The organism is Arthrobacter sp. 05N33_2 (assembly GCF_056397425.1).
This window is the reverse complement of sequence record NZ_JBFTNJ010000058.1, coordinates 1-21,187: the sequence shown is the minus strand read 5'-3', so window position 1 is coordinate 21,187 and position 21,187 is coordinate 1. Positions and strand designations below refer to the sequence as shown.

At 62.3% G+C, this 21,187-nt stretch carries 19 protein-coding genes and 1 pseudogene; 11 read left to right on the top strand and 9 right to left on the bottom strand.

Annotation, left to right across the window (positions count from 1 at the left end):
- Window positions 1-178 precede the first annotated feature (178 nt).
- From AC1DHX_RS16940 to AC1DHX_RS16930, 3 genes are all read right to left on the bottom strand, one after another.
- Entirely contained in the window at window positions 179-2,803 is a 2,625-nt protein-coding gene (locus tag AC1DHX_RS16940) for a GH32 C-terminal domain-containing protein (RefSeq protein ID WP_476860507.1), read from the bottom strand.
- Window positions 2,804-3,089: 286 nt separating this feature from the next.
- Entirely contained in the window at window positions 3,090-3,383 is a 294-nt protein-coding gene (locus tag AC1DHX_RS16935) for a putative quinol monooxygenase (protein ID WP_028275207.1), read from the bottom strand.
- A 54-nt stretch (window positions 3,384-3,437) separates the two neighbouring features.
- On the bottom strand, window positions 3,438-4,436 hold the full coding sequence (locus AC1DHX_RS16930) for a LacI family DNA-binding transcriptional regulator (protein WP_476850951.1): 999 nt from the start codon (window positions 4,434-4,436) through the stop codon (window positions 3,438-3,440).
- Window positions 4,437-4,600: 164 nt separating this feature from the next.
- On the opposite strand from AC1DHX_RS16930, the gene AC1DHX_RS16925 reads away from it, so the two are divergent.
- From AC1DHX_RS16925 to AC1DHX_RS16910, 4 genes are all read left to right on the top strand, one after another.
- Window positions 4,601-5,719: a substrate-binding domain-containing protein gene (locus tag AC1DHX_RS16925; protein ID WP_476900270.1), complete on the top strand. Its 1,119-nt coding sequence runs from the start codon at window positions 4,601-4,603 to the stop codon at window positions 5,717-5,719.
- A 114-nt stretch (window positions 5,720-5,833) separates the two neighbouring features.
- Complete coding sequence (locus AC1DHX_RS16920) at window positions 5,834-6,880, top strand: ABC transporter permease (RefSeq protein ID WP_476850804.1); 1,047 nt, start codon at window positions 5,834-5,836, stop codon at window positions 6,878-6,880.
- The gene (locus AC1DHX_RS16915; RefSeq protein ID WP_230011630.1) at window positions 6,877-7,671 is read left to right on the top strand and encodes an ATP-binding cassette domain-containing protein; all 795 of its coding nucleotides are present in this window, start codon (window positions 6,877-6,879) and stop codon (window positions 7,669-7,671) included. The genes AC1DHX_RS16920 and AC1DHX_RS16915 overlap by 4 nt, the downstream gene beginning before the upstream one ends.
- A 121-nt stretch (window positions 7,672-7,792) precedes the next feature.
- A complete protein-coding gene (locus tag AC1DHX_RS16910; RefSeq protein ID WP_476860508.1) occupies window positions 7,793-8,752 on the top strand; it encodes a carbohydrate kinase family protein in 960 nt (319 codons plus the stop codon).
- Between the two features lie 783 nt (window positions 8,753-9,535).
- On the opposite strand, the gene mmuM is transcribed toward AC1DHX_RS16910, so the two are convergent.
- On the bottom strand, window positions 9,536-10,540 hold the full coding sequence (mmuM, locus tag AC1DHX_RS16905; RefSeq protein WP_476860509.1) for a homocysteine S-methyltransferase: 1,005 nt from the start codon (window positions 10,538-10,540) through the stop codon (window positions 9,536-9,538).
- 324 nt (window positions 10,541-10,864) lie between these two features.
- On the opposite strand from mmuM, the gene AC1DHX_RS16900 reads away from it, so the two are divergent.
- From AC1DHX_RS16900 to AC1DHX_RS16890, 3 genes are read left to right on the top strand one after another with little or no spacing between them, the layout of a single operon-like run.
- Window positions 10,865-11,314 carry a hypothetical protein gene (locus AC1DHX_RS16900; RefSeq protein ID WP_476858242.1) on the top strand — a complete coding sequence of 150 codons (450 nt, stop codon included), beginning with the start codon at window positions 10,865-10,867 and terminating at the stop codon, window positions 11,312-11,314.
- The gene (locus tag AC1DHX_RS16895) at window positions 11,311-12,063 is read left to right on the top strand and encodes a cyclase family protein (protein ID WP_476860510.1); all 753 of its coding nucleotides are present in this window, start codon (window positions 11,311-11,313) and stop codon (window positions 12,061-12,063) included. Before AC1DHX_RS16900 ends, AC1DHX_RS16895 begins: the two co-directional genes overlap by 4 nt.
- Window positions 12,064-12,095: 32 nt before the next feature.
- Window positions 12,096-12,872, top strand: coding sequence for an IclR family transcriptional regulator (locus tag AC1DHX_RS16890; RefSeq protein ID WP_476860511.1), 777 nt, complete (start codon window positions 12,096-12,098; stop codon window positions 12,870-12,872).
- Here the strand turns inward: AC1DHX_RS16890 and AC1DHX_RS16885 are convergent.
- The 3 genes from AC1DHX_RS16885 to AC1DHX_RS16875 all read right to left on the bottom strand — a co-directional run bounded on the left by AC1DHX_RS16885 (window position 12,869) and on the right by AC1DHX_RS16875 (window position 16,391).
- Window positions 12,869-13,669, bottom strand: a complete 801-nt coding sequence (locus AC1DHX_RS16885) for an IclR family transcriptional regulator (protein WP_476860512.1) — start codon at window positions 13,667-13,669, stop codon at window positions 12,869-12,871. The two genes, AC1DHX_RS16890 and AC1DHX_RS16885, sit on opposite strands and share 4 nt — an antisense overlap.
- 37 nt (window positions 13,670-13,706) lie before the next feature.
- A complete protein-coding gene (gene alr / locus AC1DHX_RS16880; RefSeq protein WP_476860513.1) occupies window positions 13,707-14,870 on the bottom strand; it encodes an alanine racemase in 1,164 nt (387 codons plus the stop codon).
- An 81-nt stretch (window positions 14,871-14,951) separates the two neighbouring features.
- Window positions 14,952-16,391, bottom strand: a complete 1,440-nt coding sequence (locus AC1DHX_RS16875; RefSeq protein WP_476900269.1) for an amino acid permease — start codon at window positions 16,389-16,391, stop codon at window positions 14,952-14,954.
- A 301-nt stretch (window positions 16,392-16,692) separates the two neighbouring features.
- On the opposite strand from AC1DHX_RS16875, the gene AC1DHX_RS16870 reads away from it, so the two are divergent.
- The 3 genes and pseudogenes from AC1DHX_RS16870 to AC1DHX_RS16860 all read left to right on the top strand — a co-directional run.
- The gene (locus AC1DHX_RS16870) at window positions 16,693-17,745 is read left to right on the top strand and encodes a homoserine dehydrogenase (RefSeq protein WP_476860515.1); all 1,053 of its coding nucleotides are present in this window, start codon (window positions 16,693-16,695) and stop codon (window positions 17,743-17,745) included.
- Entirely contained in the window at window positions 17,738-19,150 is a 1,413-nt protein-coding gene (locus AC1DHX_RS16865) for an aldehyde dehydrogenase family protein (protein WP_476858247.1), read from the top strand. The genes AC1DHX_RS16870 and AC1DHX_RS16865 overlap by 8 nt, the downstream gene beginning before the upstream one ends.
- A gap of 105 nt (window positions 19,151-19,255) precedes the next feature.
- Window positions 19,256-19,360, top strand: a pseudogene (locus tag AC1DHX_RS16860) (lyase family protein); the annotation flags it as partial.
- 10 nt (window positions 19,361-19,370) lie between these two features.
- Here AC1DHX_RS16860 and AC1DHX_RS16855 read toward each other — a convergent pair.
- Entirely contained in the window at window positions 19,371-19,838 is a 468-nt protein-coding gene (locus AC1DHX_RS16855) for an Lrp/AsnC family transcriptional regulator (protein WP_476860516.1), read from the bottom strand.
- Between the two features lie 75 nt (window positions 19,839-19,913).
- Between AC1DHX_RS16855 and AC1DHX_RS16850 the strand changes: the two genes are divergently transcribed.
- Window positions 19,914-20,675, top strand: coding sequence for an HAD hydrolase-like protein (locus AC1DHX_RS16850; RefSeq protein WP_476850816.1), 762 nt, complete (start codon window positions 19,914-19,916; stop codon window positions 20,673-20,675).
- Window positions 20,676-20,809: 134 nt separating this feature from the next.
- On the opposite strand, the gene AC1DHX_RS16845 is transcribed toward AC1DHX_RS16850, so the two are convergent.
- Window positions 20,810-21,187 (bottom strand): beta-xylosidase family glycoside hydrolase (locus AC1DHX_RS16845; RefSeq protein WP_476900268.1); only part of this gene is annotated, 378 nt, incomplete at its 5' end.

Genomic DNA, 21,187 nt, shown 5'->3' with positions numbered 1-21,187 from the left:
GCACTCACCAACCCCGCAGTGCGTGAACTCCTCCAAATGAGCGCGCTGCTCTGGGGCTTTCCCTTGATGTTTCGGCCGCCGGGGTATAGACGAGCTGAAGGGATTGTGCCCGTGGCAATACCGGGCGCAATCCCTTCAGTTCCAGCTCCTTGGGGAGCCCGTCAGGCGGCGGGTGGGGTCACTTCTTTTCAGCCAGGAACATTGCCCTTTCAAGCGGTGTCACGGTGAGTGATTTGAGTTGGGCGGTACCGCCTTCTGCAAAGAGGGCCATCTTGTCGGCTCCGGCGTTGGGGAATACCTGGTCGGTGATGGTCCGCAGACCGTTCTGGGCGAAGACCTCTACTGAGGAGCGGTCGAGGTAGATCCGCATGGTGATGTTGCCGTCCTTGTCCAGGGTGACGGGGGCGTCCTCGATGGAAGCGAAGGCCGGGTGGAACGCGGTGTTGCCGGAGTTAGTGCGGTCAACGAAGAGCTTCCCGGTCGTGGCGTCGTAGCCGATGACGGTGGATGCGGCTCCATCGCCCAGTACGGTGATGCCGGATTTCTTGGCCGAGCCCGGCGCGAAGGCGATGTCGACTCGTTGGACCTGGCCCGATGCTGAAGCCGACAACTGGTGTGTCCCGGCGGGAATCGGTCCGCCCTTCTTATCCTGATAGGAGACCTTCCCGCCCAACTGTTCCACTTGCTTGACAGCGCTTTGGGTGAGGCGAGGGCCGTCAGGAGTCGTGGTCAGGTTGACCTCGCGGGGAAGTGCCATGGCGCTGCGCCAGGGGCTGGTGGGGATGTCATTGGCGTAGTCCCAGTTGTTCATCCAGCCGAGCATGACCCGCTTGTTATCGGGCATGTTGCCGAAGGACACGGAGGCGTAGTAGTCGCGTCCGTAGTCCAGCCAGTCATAGGTCTCCAGGGCCGACTGTGCCGGTTTCGAGGAGAGCATGAAGTCGTCCGCGAGAATGTGGCCCCAACCGAATCGGTTATTGTCGACCACTTTGATATGTGCCTGTTGGCCAACGAATTCTTTGACATTCCATGATGCCCAGTCGAGCTTTTCACTGTCGTTTCCGGTGGCCGTGCGGACCACTTGTCCGTTGACCACGAGGTTTACCGATTCCTCGTCAGACCGGGGAACGGCCGGGCCGTCAGTCAGCATGACGTGGTCAAGGGTCAGGTGTCCCCACCCGCCGGTGGCCTGGTCAACTACACGCAACTGTGCATTCTGTCCCGCGAACTCGGCGACATCCCAGCCTTTCCAGTTCAGGATTCCGGAATTGTCTCCTGCGAGGGAGCGGACCACCTTGCCGTTGACGAGCAACTGGGCGGCCAGGATCTGTCCGGAGTCCGCGGAGCGGTTGCCGCCGCCGACCAGCATGCTCATGAAATTCTTGGTGATGGGGAATTCCGGTGATGTCAGGGTGCCCTGCCGGTCATCGCCCGGTGCGGTGCCGGTCTCGAAGGTGTTGATCCGTTTGGCCCCGAGGTAGAAGTCCCCGCCGCTGGTGGAGGGCTGGAAGTTGGGGGTGAGGTCGCCGGTCCCGGTCCAGCCGGTGTCGGCCAGCGATGTCCCGGCGGGAACCTCGAAGCCGTCAAACTTGAGCTCCCCTTCGGGCGGGGTGTTGTCCAGCTTGTCGGAGACGCGGGGGTGCTTGCCACCGCCCACGAGGAAGTTCAGGTAGTCGTCGGTCACGGTGAAGTTAGGTGACTGCATGGACCCGAGCGGCCAGTCGCCGTCGTTGAAGGAGTTGATCAGGCCACTGCCGTCAAAGCCGGTCACGGGGCTCTGGCCGGGAAGGGCTCCGTTTGCCGGAGTGCTGCCGAATGGGCCGTTCTTCCAGTTTCCTGGCTCGTTGTTGACGGTCCAGCCGTTGTAAGTTCCGTCGTTGAATCCGGCCAGGACCTTCCCGGGAGGGGGCGTGGCCACGGGTTTGGTGGTTTCGGAGGTGAAGGTGGTGCCGTCGAAGTTGCCCACGAAGTACTGGCCAGCGGAGCCGCCGGCCACGCCTCCGGGGTTGATGTTGACGACCATGACCCATTTAACGTTCTTCGGGTCGCCGTCCACGGCGAGGGGAAACAGGTCGGGGCATTCCCACTGCCCGCCGGTGGCATTGGCTGGTCCGAATTCACTCAGGGCGGTCCAGTCCTTGAGATTGGCGGACTTGTAGAGGACGACCTTGTGATCCTGGGCTTCGACCGCGGTCATGAGCCAGTAGCCTCCGCCGCCGGGTTTGTTGTACCAGGAGACCTTAGGGTCACGGAAGTTGGCGGAGTTTCGGTTCAGTACAGGATTGCCGGAGTACTTGGTCCAGGTCTGGCCGTCATCGAGGCTGTAGGCCAGGGACTGCGCCTGCAGGCCGCGGTGGGGCGAGGCGTCCTTGTAGGCGCTGGTGAAGATCGCGATCAGCGGTGGGTTCTCTTTCGTACCGAAACCGGTCGTGTTGTCCTTGTCCACGACGACGCTGCCGGAGAAGATGTCCTGCTCTGCATCGGTGGAGATCGCCAGCGGCTGCTCCTGCCAGTGAACAAGGTCCTTCGATGTGGCGTGGCCCCAGGACATGTTCCCCCAGGTGTTACCGGAGGGGTTGTGCTGGTAGTACATGTGGTAGACGCCCTTGTAGAAGACGAGCCCGTTGGGGTCGTTCATCCAGTTCTTTGCCGGCGTGTAGTGAATGGCCGGCCGGTAGGGTTCGTCCCCGGGGCCCGTCGCGGCCGACGCCGGCAGGGAACCTGCCAGTGCCGCGGCCAGCGTCAGTCCCGCGAGCGTCAGTGCAGAAACGGCATGCGTCCTGCGGGTGGTCGTGTTCTTCATTCGTTTGATTCGCCCTTCGTTGCGCGCGTCGTCGGTAGACAACGTTGTCAGTGCGAAGGACACTAAGTGATGTCCGTCAGACAAGTCAACGGTTTTGGCGGCGCGGGAATGAGGCCGCCCGCCGCGCGGCTGAGCCGGGCGAAGCGATGGGCGGGCAGCAGAAAATTCCCTCCCAGCGGCAGGGCTGGAAGGGTTATTTCCGGCAGGCGGCTCCGTTCAGCCGTCTCCGCGGGTCCTGGACGCAGCAGCTCCCGCCGACCGTGGATCGGCTGGATTTGGCTGAGGGCTATTCCAGCGGCAGAAGCCAGGTCAGTTCCGAGGCGTCGCCTTCGATATGGCGGGCCAGTTCCTCGTTGAATCTGGCGCCGTAATCGGCGCCGATGTGTTCCTGGAACGCGGCTTCATCGCGGTAGACCTCAAAGACAAAGTACTCCCGGGGGTTCTCTTCCCGGGTGCAGGGAAGGAACAGCTCGTTGCCCGGTTCACGGCGCACATGCCGGGTCAGTTCGAGCATCATTTCAGCAACGCGGGCTTCGCTGCCGGGCTTGACGGTGAACTCGGCATACAGGGTCTTGGTCATCATGATCCCTTTCAGGTCGATGGGTTCGAAATATAGTTCAGGAGGCCACCCCTGTCAGGCCGGAGGGCGCAGCTCACCGGAACCTCGTTGTATGAGCTCAGACGGGACAACATAGGTATGCGGGGGCTGCTGGTCGCCATCGATCCTGGCCAGGAGCCGCTCTGCTGCCAGCTTCCCGATCCGCTCGGGGTGCTGGGCGATGACTGTCACGCCGGGATCCATCATGTCGGCAAGCGTGAAGTCATCGAACCCTATCAAGGCCACGCGTTTGCTCAGCCCGAGCTCTCCGAGAGCGCGCATGGCGCCGAACGTGATGAGGTTCTGGCTGGAGAAGATCGCCGTCGGTGGTTCGGCAGCGGTGAGAAGTTCCAACGTGGCCAATCTGGCCGATTCCTCATCGTGCAGGTTTTCACGGACGGGAATCGTGGAGGTGGGAATTCCCTGCCGGCCGATCTCCTCAATGAACCCCCGCCGGCGTTCCCGGGCGGTCTGGATGTCTGTGCGGTCCCCCAAATAGGCGAGCCTGGTGTGGCCGCGGCTGATCAGGTGAGCGGCTGCCCTCGCGGAGCCTGCGGCGTTGTCGGTCACGACGGCGTCTGCTTCCACTCCTACCGGTTCACGGTCGATGAAGACCAAAGGCAGGTCACGGGAATGCTCCGGGATCACATACGCCTGGCTCCTGGCGATGGGCGTGAGGATGAGCCCGTCGACACGCCGCCCAAGAAATGCCGCCACGATGTCCTGCTCCCGCTGGGGGTCATCGTCCAGGCTCGCCGCAAAGACCGCGATTCCCCTGGCCCCAAGAGCATCTTCTATTGCCCGGTTGATCTCACCGCTGAACGGGTTGGAAACACTCGGCAGCAACAGCCCGACCGAGAGCGTCCTTCTGCCCGCGCGGCGCAGGCTGCCGGCCGCCATGTCCAGTTGGTAGTTAAGTTGCCGGGAAGCGCTGAGCACCTTGTCGCGGGTGGCTTCCGATACGCCAGGTTCGTCATTGATCACCCGCGAGACGGTCTTAATTCCTACGCCGGCAAGTGCAGCCACRTGGCGCATCGTCGGGCGGCTGGCGGAAAGGGCCGGCTGGCCACGATTGGACATCGTTGTCAAAAAAATCGCTCCTTCTCATTGCATCTATTGACTCTCCGGTGTGATGCTGATTACATCGTACATGACATCGTTGTCGAGGCCAGTGAGGGCCTCAAACACCAGGAGATTCAATGTTGAGTTCCAAAGCACCCCGTTCAACGGCCACCCGCCTGTTCGCTGCAGGAGCAGTGCTGACTCTGGGAGCGCTCAGTCTTTCTGCCTGTGGTGGCAGTTCCCCGTCCACCTCATCAACCGGTAGCTCGTCAGGGGACAAGGTCGGTGTCTCCCTGATCGTGAAGACGACGACCAACCCGTTCTTCGTCGCCATGGAGGACGGGGCGAAGAAGGCGGCCGAGGCCGGCGGCGTGGACCTTAAGCTCRCTGCGGGCAAGGCTGACGGCGACGAGGACACCCAGATCCAGGCCATTGAGAACGCGATCTCCAAGGGTGACAAGGGCATCCTGATCACCCCCAACGGCCCCTCCGTAGTGGACGCCCTGAAGAAGGCCAAGGACGCCGGGCTCTTCGTCATCGCTCTGGACACCCCGCCGGATCCCGCCGACGCAGCCGACATCACGTTCGCCACTGACAACTTCGCCGCCGGGGAGCTGATCGGCAAATGGACCGCAGCTCAGCTGGACGGGAAAAAAGCGACGATTGCCCTCGTCGATCTCTTTGATGACAAGGTCGTCTCGGTTGACTACAACCGGGACCAGGGCTTCCTGACCGGCCTCGGTATCGACACCGCGGATAAAAAGAAGAACGGCGACGAAGCCAAGACCGGCAAGTACACCGGCGGCAAGGGCGGCGACTACGAGATCGTCGGTAGCCAGGCCTCCCAGGGCGCCGAAGACGGCGGACGCACCGCCATGGAAACCCTCCTGGCCAAGAACCCGAACATCAACGTCGTCTACACCATCAACGAACCTGCGGCAGCGGGTGCCTTCGAGGCACTGAAGGCCGCCGGCAAGGAAAAGGACGTGCTGGTCGTCTCGGTGGACGGCGGTTGCACCGGCGTGAACAACGTCAAGTCCGGCGTCATCGGCGCCACGGCCCAGCAGTACCCGGTCAAGATGGCCGAACTGGGCGTCAAGGCCATCGTTGACCTCGCCAAGACCGGCCAGAAGCCGGCCAACTCACCGGGGCTGGACTTCTACAACACCGGCGTCGAGCTCGTCACAGACAAGCCTGCCGACGGCGTCAAGAGCATCACCACCACCCAAGCCTCCGACATCTGCTGGGGAAAGTAACCCACCCAGCTTCACTGCGGGGCGGGGACCCGGCGCCCGCTATCGGCCTCCCCGCCCCGCATCTCCCGAGCTAGGGCCTCCCCTAGCAACCATCACGGAAGATCAGGACCAATCGTGACCCAGCAACAGACCGCCGGCCCGCCCAGCGCCGGGCATGCCGACCTGGCGGAGGAATTCCTTGACCGCCAGACACCGCTCAGCCGGATACGCAATACCCTCCACCGCTACCCCGCCCTCAGTCCCGCCCTCGTACTTCTCATCGCGGTGGTGGTGTTCGGCCTCCTCAATGACAGGTTCCTGCGGGTTGAAAACCTCTCGCTGATTACCCAGCAGGTCTCCGTCGTCGGCACCCTGGCCATCGCCCAGACCCTCATCATCCTCACCGCTGGCATCGACCTCTCCGTCGGCGCCGTCATGATCCTCTCCTCCATGGTCATGGCCCAGCTCGCCGTCAACAACGGACTGCCCGCACCTGTTGCCCTGCTCGCAGGCCTGGTCGTAGGACTTGCCGCCGGAGCACTCAACGGATTCCTGGTCACCAGGTTCCGGCTCCCGCCGTTCATCGTCACCCTCGGCACGCTGAACATCTTCATCGCCCTGACACTGCTCTACTCCAACGGAGCGACCGTTCGCGGCTCGGCCATGCCTCCCCTGCTGACCTGGACCGGCACCACCTTCCCGCTCGGCCCCGTGCGGATCTCCACCGGCGTCGTCATGATGCTCCTGCTCTATGTCGCGGTCGCCTTCATCCTGGGCAAGACGGCCTGGGGCCGGCATGTCTACGCCGTGGGCGATGACAAGGAAGCCGCCCGCCTGGCTGGCATCCCCGTAAACCGGGTTCTCATGAGCGTCTACCTCGCCGCCGGCGCCGTCCTGGCCGCCGGCGCCTGGATCCAGATCGGGCGCACCAACGCCGCCAGCCCCAACGCCGGCGTAGACCTGAACCTGGACTCCATAACCGCCGTCGTGATCGGCGGAACCAGCCTCTTCGGCGGCCGCGGCTCCATCTGGGGTTCACTGCTTGGAGCGCTGATCGTGGGTGTCTTCCGCAACGGCCTCTCGCTCGCCGGGCTGGACGTGCTTTACCAGACGCTCGCCGTGGGCGTCCTGATCATTGTTGCTGTGTCCGTCGATCAGTGGATCCGAAAGGTCAAGTCATGACCACGACAGAATTTGAAGCCCCCCACGTAGCCACGCGCGAGCCCATCCTGCAGGCCCGGAACCTCGTCAAGACTTTCGGCCGTGTCGTGGGACTGGACGGGGTCAGTCTCGACCTCTACCCGGGCGAAGTCCTCGCGATCATCGGCGACAACGGCGCAGGCAAGTCAACCCTGATCAAATGCCTCACCGGAGCAGAAGTCCCAGACTCCGGCGAGCTCTTCATGTCAGGACAGCCCGTGCACTTCAAGCGGCCGCAGGACGCCAGGGTCCACGGCATCGAAACCGTGTACCAGAACCTCGCTGTCTCACCGGCCCTCGACGTCGCCTCGAACTTGTTCCTGGGTCGGGAGGAAAGGCGTGCGGGACTCCTCGGGAGCGTGTTCCGGATGCTTGACACCAAAGGTATGCGCCGGAAGGCCAAGGAAGAGCTGACCCGGTTGGGCATCTCCACCCTGCAGGACGTGACAGTGCCGGTGGAGAACCTCTCGGGCGGCCAGCGCCAGGCTGTCGCCGTGGCCCGCGCCGCAGCGTTCGGTTCAAAGGTCGTTGTGCTGGATGAACCGACGGCGGCACTTGGCGTCCGGGAATCGAACCAGGTGCTCCAGCTGGTCAGGGACCTTCGCGACCGCGGCCTGCCGGTCATCTTGATCAGCCACAACATGCCCCACGTCTTTGACGTAGCGGATAGGATCCACATCCAGCGCCTGGGCAAGTGCGCTGCCACCATCACTCCGCAATCACACACAATGACCGACGCAGTGGCGATCATGACCGGCGCAGCCACCGCCTGATGGCCGGCTAGTACCCTCCCGCTCTACCGGAGCTCCCTTCTCCGTCCGCGGACCTCCCCCAGGTCCGCGGACGGATCCATACCGGGAGTTCCCATCATCACCATCCCACGAGAGACAGACCATGGATTACCTCACAACAGCCCGGAACGACGCTCACCAGACGCTCGACGTCATGGTCATAGGCGAAGCGCTGATCGACGTGGTCACCACGTCGCACGACACGGTGGAGCACCCCGGCGGCTCACCGGCCAACGTGGCTTACGGACTTGGCCGCCTCGCCGTCACCACAGGTCTGCTCACGGCCATCGCCCCGGACGCGCGTGGGATTTCCATCGAAAACCACCTCAGCAGTGCAGGCGTCATACTTCTGCCCGGATCAAAATCCCTCACCAAAACGGCATCGGCCACAGCAACCCTTGGACCCGACGGCTCCGCTAAGTACGACTTCGACATCTCCTGGGACCTTGCCCCGACAGCCCCCGCCTACTTCCCAAAAATCCTGCACACCGGATCCATCGCCACTTTCCTTAATCCCGGTGCCGGCGCCGTGAAATCCCTGCTCGAACAAGCCCGCACACACTGCATGATCACCTATGACCCGAATATCCGTCCAGCCCTGCTCGGCAGCCACAGGGAAGCTTTGGCCACCTTCGAAGAGCTCGTGCCCCTAACCGACGTCGTCAAACTCAGCGACGAAGATGCCTACTGGCTGTACCCCCAAAAAAGCCTGGACGAAACCGCAGCACACATCCTCGGTCTGGGCGCCGGACTTACCGTCATCACCAAAGGCGCCGACGGCTCACAATTCACCACCCCCGCCGCTAACATCAGCATTCCCGCCGTGAAGTCCAAAGTTGCCGACACCATCGGCGCCGGGGACTCCTACATGTCCGCCCTGCTTCTGGGCTTTCTCACCCGAGGAACCGAAGGTTTCGCCCCAGCTGTCTTGGAGCAGCTTGGACACACCGCAGCTGCAGCCGCGGCCATCACCGTGCAGCGCCCGGGAGCAAACCCCCCGACCCTGGAAGAACTCAACATCGCAATCGAAGCCCATTCCGGTGCCCAATACGGGGGTTCCTGAACCACCTAATCAAATGACGGTTGTCCCGGATACCGCTCCGTCAGCGCCACCCTCGCCCGCCTCCCAGACCGGAAAATCCTCAGTCCGACCAGGTCAGCTCCCCCGAGGCCCTAGGCAGACACCCGGTCGGCACCGGAACGAATCAAAAAGCACAGGACGTCCGACGCCGGATATCTCCGACGACGGCGACCGGCGCCCTCGCCTCCGACCACTCACGCCCGGCCGCTCATCGCCCTCGATGCCACTGTCTGACGACACGCGAGAGAAATAGAGACGAGCCGGGGTGGTGGTAGAGCACGCTCTGGCAGTCATGGCGAAAACCGCGAATCCAGGGATGGATGAACACTGGACTCCCCCGGGAACATGCGAGGTCCGGCCCGATCCGACCCACATACGACTCGATCCGAAGGCGGAAGTGTGGACAATGTACACACACCGCAAGTTCGCCGTTTCAGAGCGTTCCGGCCACCAGCCACATCCCAGACCGCAGGGGGCGCGGCCGTTCTTTGCGCGCCTCAGGAGCTGCGCAACTGCCCGTCAGACGTGTCCGCAAGCCGGTCCTGAAGCGCGACACGTTACGTCCCCTCCCCGCCGCGAGAACTTCCGTAGGTGTGAATCTGTGACTGTGGGCTGAGAATGGCGGGTTAATACACAGCTGGGATGGCGGTTTCGGTGCTCCGTGTGGAGAAGCATCGGTGCTGCTGCACAGATCCCGTTACATCGTGACTCAATAGGGGACATCGCCACTCAGGTTAACTGCGTAGAGGCCAAGTTCGTGACGCGTCAGAAGTTCCTTGCGCCAGCAGCACCAACCGGTCGATATCCAGGTTTGTAACTTTCTGACAGCGCCGTCACGGCGGCAATATCCTGGGGGGTCGTTCGACAGCACCCGCCAACGAGCCGGGCACCAAGTTCACGCCAGATTGGCGTTCCCTCCGCAAGGCTTGCGGGCTGTTTAGTATCGGGGCCCGACGGGCTCGCCGCGGCCGGCCCCCACGTTTTGGTGACTGCGTCATAGCTTTCGCCCGAATTCGGATATGCGATCAGGGGCGTATCAGTGGCTCTGCCCAGGGCCTCCAGCGATGGGGAGACCAGCTCCAGCGGCACGCAGTTCACGCCGATAGCCGCCACGAGCGGCTCCGCCGTCAAGAGCTTTGCCGCCTGAGCCAGCGGCGTGCCGTCGCTGATGTGGCCGCCATCCCGTAGCGTGAAGGAGAGCCAGGCTTCGACGTCGAACTCTTTCATGAGTGCCAACAGGGCCCCGGCCTCCGGCAATGAAGGCAGCGTCTCACAGGCAAGAAAGTCCGCTCCGGCCTCCACCAGCGCTGCGATTCGGGGCCGGTGGAACTCCAAAAACTCGTTTCGGCTGAGGACATAGTCGCCGCGGTATTCCGATCCATCGGCAAGGTACGCGCCGTAGGGCCCGACCGATCCTGCAACAAGCAGGGGGCCCGCATCCGGGTTTTCCGCCAGGTACTCGCGGCGTGCCTCGTCGGCCAGGCGCACACTCAATGCCACCCGTTCCAAGGCCGCTTGCTCGCCGATGCCGCGGCGCGCGAATCCCAGGGGTGTGGCTTGATAGCTAGCCGTGATGGTGACAGTGGCTCCGGCGCGGAAGTAATCGTGGTGTACGCGCTTGACCAGTTCCGGTTGCTCCAGAAGGACTTTAGCCGACCACAAAGGGTCTTCCAGATCGCAGCCGTGCGCTTCAAGCTCGGTGGCGAGCGCACCGTCCACGGTCAGGTTCGCTCCGGCGTCGAGCATGCGGGAAAGGATGGTACTGGGCATCGTTCAGGGCTCCAAGCATTTCGGTTTGTTCTTTCCTGCGGGGCAGTTGCGGCGCCTCGTGGCCCGGCAATGCAAGGTAGCACAACGTGGAGTGCCAAAAAGAGCAGTGCAGCCCGGGGCTTGCAGATGACGGTCAGCAGCCGCTTGCAGCAACCGGTGTTCCGCGGCTCAGTCACGCCCAAAGTCTGGCGGATGTGCGGAGTGAACGCGAACACCTCTCAAAATTGTGCGTAATAAGCATATATTCATGCTTGTAATGAACATCACTCTCTGCCAATATGGCATTCTGACACCTTTTGCGAACTGCCCAGGAAGAGGCTTCCCTTGAAAATTGCAATGAAATCAGTCCGCAAGCTGCGCGTGCATTGGCCTATAGCTTCGGAAACCTTCTCGCGGCTCGCCACGGGGGACGCAGAAGCGTTCAAAGATGAAGCCGGCATCGCGGCCCTGCTCCAGGCTTCGTCGGAATCCACCGACTTAGGGGATTTTGGCAACTACAGGCATGTATTTGAATCCGGCCTGGGTTTCGAGGGTTTCACCTGCACTGAAGGCGCTAACCCTACGTTGGGGCAGGTGGGGCAGCGGACAATTTCGCCTACCTTTGTCTTCACGACGTATTTCGATGCGGCGCTCCCTGACGCCGCCGTGGAACGCTTCCTGCAGCACATCGTGGATATCCATCCCTGGGAGGTACCGGTCATCGAACTGACAGGCCCGGTCAGCGTCTCCAGCACAGCCCTTCCCGCACTCTTTGAGAGCGAGGCCGCATCATGATTGAAGCCACCACAGCTGGACTTTGGGACGGTCTGCAGGCGTTGCTGGCGGGCAGGTCATTCACCGACCTGACGCACGCCTTCCACCCCGGCCAGCCGCATTTCCCGGCCTTCCCCGACGAAATCAGGGAGGCGGTCTTCGACCTGGAGAAAGGCGACGGTTTCACCGCTCACCGGTATTCGATCATCGGCCAATGGGGTACGCACGTTGACCCTCCCTCGCATTTCATCCGCGGGGGACGGACCTTGGACCAGATTCCTGTGGAGGACATGGTCCTCCCACTGGTCATCCTCGACATCACCGCCCGGGTCACCGTAAATGCGGACGCCACTCCCACGATGGAGGACATTCAGGCATGGGAGCGCCGCAATGGTGCCATCGCACCCGGGTCCTTTGTGGCGTTGCGGACAGGGTGGAGCCATCGTTGGCCCGACGCCGACGCCATGGCAAACAGGGACGATGAGGGTGTCAGCCACACACCTGGCTGGTCGCAGGAAGTCCTCTCCTTCCTGATCGAGGAGCGGTCGGTAACTGCCGTCGGCCATGAGCAGACGGACACAGACCCGGGGCGGGCTACGTCCTGCCAGGATTTCACCTTGGAGACCTATGTCCTGGCGCGGAACCGGTGGCAGATCGAGCTGATGGCGAACCTGGACGGACTTCCAGAAGCCGGCGCGATCCTCATTGCAAGCTGGCCTAAGCCACTGCAAGGCAGCGGCTTTCCAGCCCGTGTCTTCGCCATCCACTAAGACACGTTCGTGCAGTGACTAGAATCGGATCCATGTCTAAGACGTCCAGCATGGGCCGGGGAATCATGGCTGTCCTCGCTGTGGGCTCCCGCAACGCAGAAGGCCTGTCTGGCGGAACGGTCGCTGATATAGCAGCCGATCTGGGCAGGGACCGCAGCCAGGTTTCGCGCAGTCTCCGGACCGCCGAGCAGGAGGGGTTTCTGGCACGCGGAGACCATCGGTCCTACACAATGAACTGGTCGCTCCTGACAGACGCACAGCTGTTGACAGAGCAACGGCTGCAGACCGACGGCGTAACCGCTCTGGAAGGCTTGGCCGGTGAAACTAACGAAGGATGCTTCCTTGGAGTTATGAGCGGAAACAGTACTGTCACCATCGGTGAGCGTGTTCCGGCAAGTAGCAACATGGTCGGTTCGTGGCTGGGCCGGCCCTACCCGGCGTTTTGTAGCGATGCCGGCCAGGCCCTGCTGTGGGAAGCCTCGGACGCCGAGGTCCGAACCATTTTCTCCGGCGTACCTTTCGTGCGCCATGGCCCCAATACACCGCTTGACGTCGAGGACTTCCTGTCACGACTGCGCGGGGCGCGGGCACGGGGGTACTCCATTGTCGACGAGGAAGCCGAACCAGGACTTTACTCGCTGGCCGTTCCGATTCGCGACTTCAAGGGCGATGTGGTGGCAGCGCTTCAGGTCGTCGGCGCCAAGACACGCTTGGAGCCGCGCCTGGAGCTATGCGCCACGCCTCTCGTGTCCTGGGGAAAGTGGCTTGAGTCAACGCTGGGTCACGCGGCGCCGCAGAACCGGCTCTAGCTGGCAAGGCCCTTCCGGACCGCGTTGTCCCGGGGACGGCCCTCAAAGGACCCCAGCCGCTCGGCTGCTGCCGTAAGGGCCTTTGCAATGCCATTGGTGCTGGGTTTGATCTCGGCCCGGCTGCCGAGGACGCTGAGCGCGGCAAGAATCGATCCTTCAGCGTTGCGGACCGGAACGGCCAGTTCGTAGATTCCGTGCTCGAATTCTTCCTCCGCGACAATGAAGCCCCGCGCCCTGTCCCGGTCCATCAGTTCGGCGACTTCTTGCGGCGAATGGGCCGCCCCCGGACCGCCTACGCCGATAAAGTTGACATCCTGGAGAAGGACTTCCACGGCTGGCTGTTGGTCGTCCCACAGCAAGGCCCGTCCGGAGCCGGTGCACCACACGGGCGTCACCATGCCGGGTTTCACGAAGCTGCCGGGTACCGCATCGTTACTGGAGGCCCGCAGTAGAACGACCCGGAAGCCATCACGGACGGAAACTCTGGATCTAAGGCCGAAAGAAGCCACTAAAGCCTCAAGTTCGGTTTTTGATTCGCGGACCCAGCCGGTATTCAGCGCTGCGGCCAGGCTGAAAAAACGTGGACCGGTTCGGAAGGGACCGCGTTCGACTCGCTCCAGCAGTCCCAGCTCACACAATTCCTGCGTCAGCCGKGAKACGCGGCTTTGTTCCATATCCAGCTCGGATGCGAGCTGGGAAACGCCGAGAAGCCGCCTGCCCTGCTTCTCCCGGTCTGCGACCAGCCGAACTATTCGAAGTCCTTGGGCCATGGACGACGCTTCCGAGGAAGAATCCATGCTCCGTGCTCCTTCCGCCCGATGACTACGCCTATTCTCACATGTCTTCATTGTTGACCAGGACGCGGTTTCCTTGCGCCCACACAGTGTAGAGGTCAGCGAGTATCGCTGAATTCGCTGCTTCCAGTTCTGCGGGAGCGATTTCTGCCCGTCCCTGCCGCCCGAACAGCACGACTTCGTCTCCAGGGGAAACTCCCGCCACGTCGGTGACGTCGACAACCATGGAATTCATCGAAACGATGTCGACTATGGCAGCGCGTCGGCCGCGGACAAGTACGCTGCCTTGGCTGGCCAGTGCCCGCCGGTAGCCATCTCCGTAACCCGCTGTCACTGAAGCCAGCCTGGAGTTGCGGTCCAAGGTGTGGGTGAGCCCATAGCCGACCTTAGTGCCTGCTGCATAGCTATTAATGGACGCAATCCGGGCTTTGAAGGCCAAACACCGTTGGAAGTGCGCTGTTGAAGGTTCCGAATCGCCGTAGAGGACTGCCCCGGCACGGACCATGTCCAGCCACGAGCCGCGGACGTGCAGGGCGGCGTATGAATTGGCGCAGTGGAGCAGCACTTCATCCCGGGGAGTTCGGGTCAATTGAAGCAGTGTCAACGCCTGGCTTTGGAACCGCAGAAGAGTCGTTTCGATATGGCCGTCGTCGTCCTTGGGAAAATGCGTCATGATCCCGGCCAGTTGAAGCCCCGGGTGGCTCACGATTCCTACCGCGGATGCCCGGCCAAGCGAGGATGAGACGTCGAGGCTGTGCCTGCTGATCCCGGAAGAGTTGATATCGAGGTGGATGCGGACCACCTTCCCAGCCGCGGCAGCGATCTTGTGTATCTCCCACGCGCTCTGCGGGTCGGCGACAAGTTCCTCGATGTCGTGACGCAGGCCTGCTCTGATCTCCTGCGGCGCCGCGGCACGGACACGCAGGATCCGGCCCTCAAAACCGCAGCGGCGTGCAATGGCTGCCTCCTCGTTGCTTCCTACTCCGATGAATGGAACGCCCAGACGAACAAGGGACGGGAGTAAGAGGTCAGCTCCGTGCCCGTAGGCATGGGACTTGACCACTGCGCACAACAGCGCGCGGTCATCGATCATGGACAGGAGGGTCCGGACGTTTGATTCGAAAGCGGCGGCGTCAATCTCCAGCCAGCTGCCGGCGTCCTGGACCGAACTGCGCACGTGTTGCATCAGGCCTTGTGAGTTCATGGTTTATCCCTTGAACAGCCTCGTGGCCGGGAAAGAAAGACCCCGACCACGAAGCTGAGAAGACGATGGTTGATGATGGCGTCAGGACAGCTGGTCTGCGCGCGCCTTGCGCCCGTATTTGAAGTAGAAGAAGGCGTAGCAGGCACCAACAAAAGAGATTCCGAAATAGAGGGCTGCCACCTGATTCGGGTCAAAGGCGATGCCGATGAGCGATATTAKGCAGAGCGAAAAGGCCAGGATGGGCACCAGCGGGAACAGCGGGGCCTTGTAGGCAAGGGCGGCGACATCGCCGCCGTTCTTGACAAAGGATCTCCTGTGGAAGAAGTGCGAGGCGGTGATGGACATCCAGACCCCGACGACGGCGAAACCTGCCACTGAAACGAGAGCCAGGTAGACCGTTTCGGGCGCAACGACGCTGCTGATGAGCGACGCAAGGCCTCCGAGCATGCTGACTGAAAGCGCGATTAGGGGGATACCGCCCCGGGTCAGTTTCTTCAGCGCCCGGGGGGCGTGCCCCTCGTCGGCAAGGGAGTAGAGCATCCGTGCGCAGGAGAAGAGGCCGCTGTTTCCGGCGGAGAGGAGGGCGGTGATGATGACGAAGTTCATGATGTCGGCGGCAAAAGGAATGCCTATGGATGAGAAGACAGTCACGAACGGGCTTTCATCCAGGCCTACCCGATCAAAAGGGATGGTAGCTGCGATGACAGCGATTGCCCCGACGAAGAAGATCAGCAGGCGGATCACTGTGCTGCGCATCGCTTTGGGGATGCTGGTGGCGGGGTCAGCTGTTTCGCCCGCTGCCACACCGATGAGTTCCGAGCCGGAGAAGGCGTAGAACACTGCAAGTGCAGTGACGAGGACGCCGCTGAAACCGTTGGGGAAGAGGCCGCTGGAGGTGTTGAAATTCTCAAACATGAACGGGTGGCTGCCTCCCTCACTGAGCGGGTGGATGCCGAACAACGCCGCGCCACCAAGAACGATGAGGACCACGATGGCGCCGACTTTGACGATGGCAAACCAGAACTCGGACTCGCCGAAGAACTTCGAGGAAACTGCATTGAATCCGAAGAGGACCGAGGCGAAGATGACGCACCAGACCCAGACGTCAACATCCGGGAACCAGCGCTGCATGAGGAGACCGGAGGCAGTGAACTCCGATCCGATGGCCACTGCCCAGCAGAGCCAGTAGAGCCAGGCCGTGGCGAACCCTGTGGCCGGCCCGATCGACCTCGCCGCGTAAATGTGGAAGGCGCCTGAGACCGGATACGCGATGGCAAGCTCGCCGAGGCAGGCCATAACCAGGTACACAACGAAGGCGCCGATCAGATAGGCGATGACCGCGCCGAGCGGTCCGGCCTGGGAAATGGTGTAGCCCGAGCTCAGGAACAGCCCTGAGCCGATCACCCCGCCCATGGCGATCATGACCAGATGGCGTGCCCCCATGGACCGCCGGAGCCCGGAGTCGGTCGACGGGGGCAACGTGGGTTGTGTGTCTAGCTGGACAGGTGATGAGGGTTCCATGGTTTCTCCCCGGTGAGTGGATAGGTCTGATGCGAAAGATGCGCACATCGCCCCGGCTTGGGGGACAGGGCGCCTCGGGCTGTGCAGTGGCGGTAGTGATGAAAGTAACACGAAAACGGCCTTTGGGTCATTAAAAACATTTCAACATGCTTATGTTGCACCTAAGTTACTTCGAGGCGCTGCTGCCGAATCGGCCTACAGATGGTCAGTTCGCCCTGCTGTTCGGTCACAATGACATGCACTGACGGACATGGAATGCGGTGAGCATTGGAGGACCGATGTATCTGACTTAAGGAGCACCATGACCACCTATGACATTGCGCTGATCGGCTTCGGCGGCGTCAACAGGACGCTGGCCGAACTGGTCGCAACACGCGGTGACACACTCCGTTCCGAGCTGGGCTTCGGCCTGCGTGTCGTCGCCATCACCGACCTGCGTCTCGGCTCGCTGGTCCAGCCCGAGGGGATCGACCTCGGCATCGCACTCAATTTGGACGGTGGAAGCGAAACCTTCGCCGCCCATGGCGGGTCCGCGGACACCAATAACGAATCAGTTATCCGTGACTGCACCGCCGACATCATCTGCGAGGCCACGTTCACGAATCCCGACGACGGCGAGCCAGCAGTTTCGCACGTACGCTGGGCSCTCGARTCCGGCAAGAGCGTTTGCACGACGAACAAGGGCCCGGTTGCCCTCCGCGGCGCCGAACTGACCGCCCTGGCCGAACAGAACGGCGTGCACTTCGAATTCGAGGGTGCCGTCATGAGCGGCACTCCTGTCATCCGCCTGGCCAAGAAAATGTTCGCGGGGCTGAAGCTGAACGGGTTCGAAGGCATCCTCAACGGCACCAGCAACTATGTGCTCGGGCGGATGGAATCCGGACTGGACTTCGAAGAGGCCATCAGCGAGGCACAGGAACGCGGCTACGCCGAAGCCAATCCCGCAGCAGACATCGAGGGATACGACGTTCAGCTCAAGGTACTGATCCTCGCCAACGAGCTGCTCGACGCAGGCATCGAACTAAAGGACGTTCAGCGGGCGGGGATTTCGACAGTGACGCCGGAGAATATCCAGAAGGCAACCCGCGAGGGACGCCGCTGGAAGCTCGTGGGTTCAGCGCGGCGGAACCCGGACGGGTCAGTGACCGCAGGCGTCTCCCCCGTAGCGCTCCCCCTCGGCCATGGGCTGGCCGGCGTTTCCGGCGCAACCAATGCCGTGTCCTTCGACACCGACCTTCTGGGCCCGGTCACCGTCTCCGGACCGGGAGCCGGCCGTGTGGAGACCGCCTACGCCCTGCTTTCTGACATCATCGCAATGCACGCAGCCAGGACGGAAGTAGCCGCAAATGTCTGAATCAACGCTGTGCTCGACGGAAACGGCGCTGCCGCAGTTCCGCGACGTGATGAGCCCCTACGACGGCAGAGTGGTCGGCGCGGTTTCGCTGACCGAGGCCACCGCCGGCAAAGCCGTGATCGAAACGGCCCGCGTCGGCGCCCGGAAGGCACGGGCACTGTCCCGCAACGCCCGCGGGAAGATACTGGACGGCGCCGCAACGGAGATCGAGCAGCGCAGCGAGGAGTTCGCGCAAACGATTGTGTCCGAGGCCGGGAAAACGATCCGCCAGGCACGGAAGGAAGTGATGCGCGCGGTCAACACGCTCCGCCTCTCCGCTACCGAAGCGCGCCGGAACGCAGGCGAAGTCATACCCTTTGACTCGTACGAGGGCTCAGAGGACCGCACCGGCTGGTACTCGCGCGAACCACTGGGCATCATTGCCGCGATCACTCCTTTCAACGACCCCCTCAACCTGGTGGCACACAAGATCGGCCCGGCAATCGCCGGAGGAAACGCCGTGATCCTCAAACCCTCTGCATTGACTCCCCTGTCAGCCCAGCTGCTCACGGACGCCCTCGTGAGCTCCGGCCTCCCGCCGGAAGCCCTCACGATTGTTCACGGCGACCGGGACGTGGCCGAAGAAATCATTCGGTCCCGGGACGTACGAATGGTGTCCTTCACCGGGGGGTTCTCCACTGGGGAGAGTATCGCCCGCACCGCAGGCCTGAAGAAGCTTTCCATGGATCTCGGCGGAAACGCACCCGTGATCGTCCTGGACGATGCCCACATCGAGAAGGCCGTGGAATCCTGTGTCTCCGGAGCGTTTTGGGCTGCCGGCCAGAACTGCGTGGGGGTGCAGCGGATCCTCGTAGCCGCCCCAGTGTACGGCGCGTTCCGCCAGCGCTTCCTGGAGGCAACGGCGCGGTTGGTTGCCGGGGATCCAATGGATGAACAGACGGATGTCGGACCCATGATCAGCCCCACAGCATTGCAGGAGCTCCAGTCCAAACTGGACGTGGCCCTCGACGCCGGCGCCGTCCTGCTCTCAGGCAACGTCACGGACGGCAATGTGCTTCAGCCGACCGTCCTGGAAGCCGTCCCGGCGGACAGCAGCCTGTGGAGGGAGGAGGTTTTCGGCCCTGTGGTCATGCTTCGTAAATTCAACACCTTCGAAGAGGCCATCGACGTCGCCAATGCCATCGAGTTCAGTCTTCATGCGGGCATATTCACCGACTCCCTGGCCAGGGCCATGGATGCGGCCCGCCAGCTCGAAGCAGGCGGCGTCATGATCAATGAYTCCTCTGATTACCGGTTCGACGGCATGCCATTCGGCGGGGCTAAGTACGGGAGCATGGGCAGGGAGGGCGTCCATTTCGCGTATGAGGAGATGACCCAGCCCAAAGTCATCTGCATCAAGAACTGATCGAACTGGAGGGGCGCGGCCGAGGGCCCGCGCCCCTCCAGTTCCTCCGAGCAGCCGGCACAAAACTGCGCACCACCCAAACTTCCACACGGAGGACAGAAAACCATGGCCACCCGCATCGAGACGGATTCGCTCGGGAGCGTTCCTTTTCCGGCCACAGCCTATTGGGGAGCACACACCGCCCGGGCCTTGGAGAACTTCACCATCAGCGGGTTCACTTTCACTCCGTGGCGCGGGCACCTCCGGCGCCCCGCCTGATGAAACTGGAAAGCGTCATGGCCGTCACCGTGTCCGTGACTCCGGGAATAGCAGCGATCTGCTCCCAGATCTCCTGCACCCTCTCCAGCGACCGGGCCTCGAGCCTCACCAGAAGATCAAAGTCACCGCTCACGACATCGCACAGAACCACCTCGGGAATCGACCGCAACACGGAGATGACGTCCGCCCCCCGAACCCGGTCCTTCCTGTAAACCATCAGGAAGGCGGACACCGGGCCCGGGCCCGGAGGGCCGGCAACAATCGTGTACCCCTGGATATACCCTTGCCGTTCCATCCGCTCGATCCGCTGGCGCACAGCGTTCCTCGAAAGGAGGACTTTGGTCGCCAGCTCTGCATGGCTCATGCGAGCGTTCTTCGTAAGCTCCGCAAGAATCCTCTGATCAATCTGATCAAGACTCACTCGATCCATGCCTGCCCTTCACAGCAATAATCCCCCGGACCCAACCGGAACGGAAACAACTTCAAGACCGAAAGCCTCGAAAAAATGACACTTCATCAAGCCCGGCCGTCTCTCACTGGCATTAGCTGCATCTTGTTCGACATGGACGGCACGCTCCTGGATTCAGCGCCGGGCGTTACAACAAGTGCTGCACAGGCATTGGCAGCTGTGGGCGCGCCGGTCCCCAGCATGGACATACTGCGCCGATTCGTTGGTCCGCCCATGATCGAGTCCTTCAGAACAGTCTCACAACTGGACGAAAAGACGGCCCAAAAGGCCCTCCAACATTATCGCAAAGCGTACGCCGATCATGGCGCCGAACAGTCCAGCCCCTACGACGGGATCATCGATCTACTCGAACGCCTACATTCGGCCGGCATTCCGATGGCCGTAGCCACATCCAAGGTTGAAGATCAAGCAAAAAGACTGGCACGAATGTTCGGAATTGATTGCCACTTCATCACCGTATGCGGAGCGTCAGATAGCGAGGGAAGAGCGAGCAAGGCCGACGTCATCGCCGAATTGCTGCTTCGGCTCCATTCCACAGGCGTAGACATCTCCAGTCCCGCAATGGTCGGAGACCGAAGCTACGACGTCGCGGGAGCAGCTATACACGGAATCCCCACAATATTCGCACTCTGGGGATACGGGGAGGCCGAGGAAGCCTCGCAGGCCGCCGCCGTTGCTGCCTCCCCTGCGGCCCTTCTGCCACTGATCCTGGAGAACCGCCGGCGGTCAGCCGCGCAGCATCCCTCGTGCGATGAATCCACGAATGCGACCAGCAGTCATTCACATTCCACTGTTTGACGAGCCGTCGAAGCCGGCGTTTAGGGTTCGCACGCATTCCTCCCCGACTGTGGAGCTCCCGCACTGGCTGGGAGAGCGCAATCGTGCCCTAAATGGGGCCGGAGACTCTCAGGGATGGACGAACTCGAGCGGCGCTAATCGTGATGATTGTATTCGAACCGTTCGATGATAATGCTGCCGCTGGTTGCCGCCAGTCCGACAACGCGGCCGGTGAACCCGCCGGCGACCTCTGTGGACAGATACCGGCCGTCCATCCGCGCGAGCGTCGTCAGCTCGCCGTGCTCTCGAAAGCCCAATGTGACTTCGTCCGGCCCAGTATTTATGCCCGGTTGGCCCGCCAAGGGTGAGTCGTTGCATGCGATTTCCAGCTGAAATGATCCAGGTGCTGGGTCGATTTCCGCTGTCGCTACCACCTGCTGAAGGGGTCCGATCTGGGCCACGACCCGGATTTGGCGTCCGGAGGCTTCGATGCCATACCAATGGAAGTCGTCCATCCTCAGGAGGAACCTGAC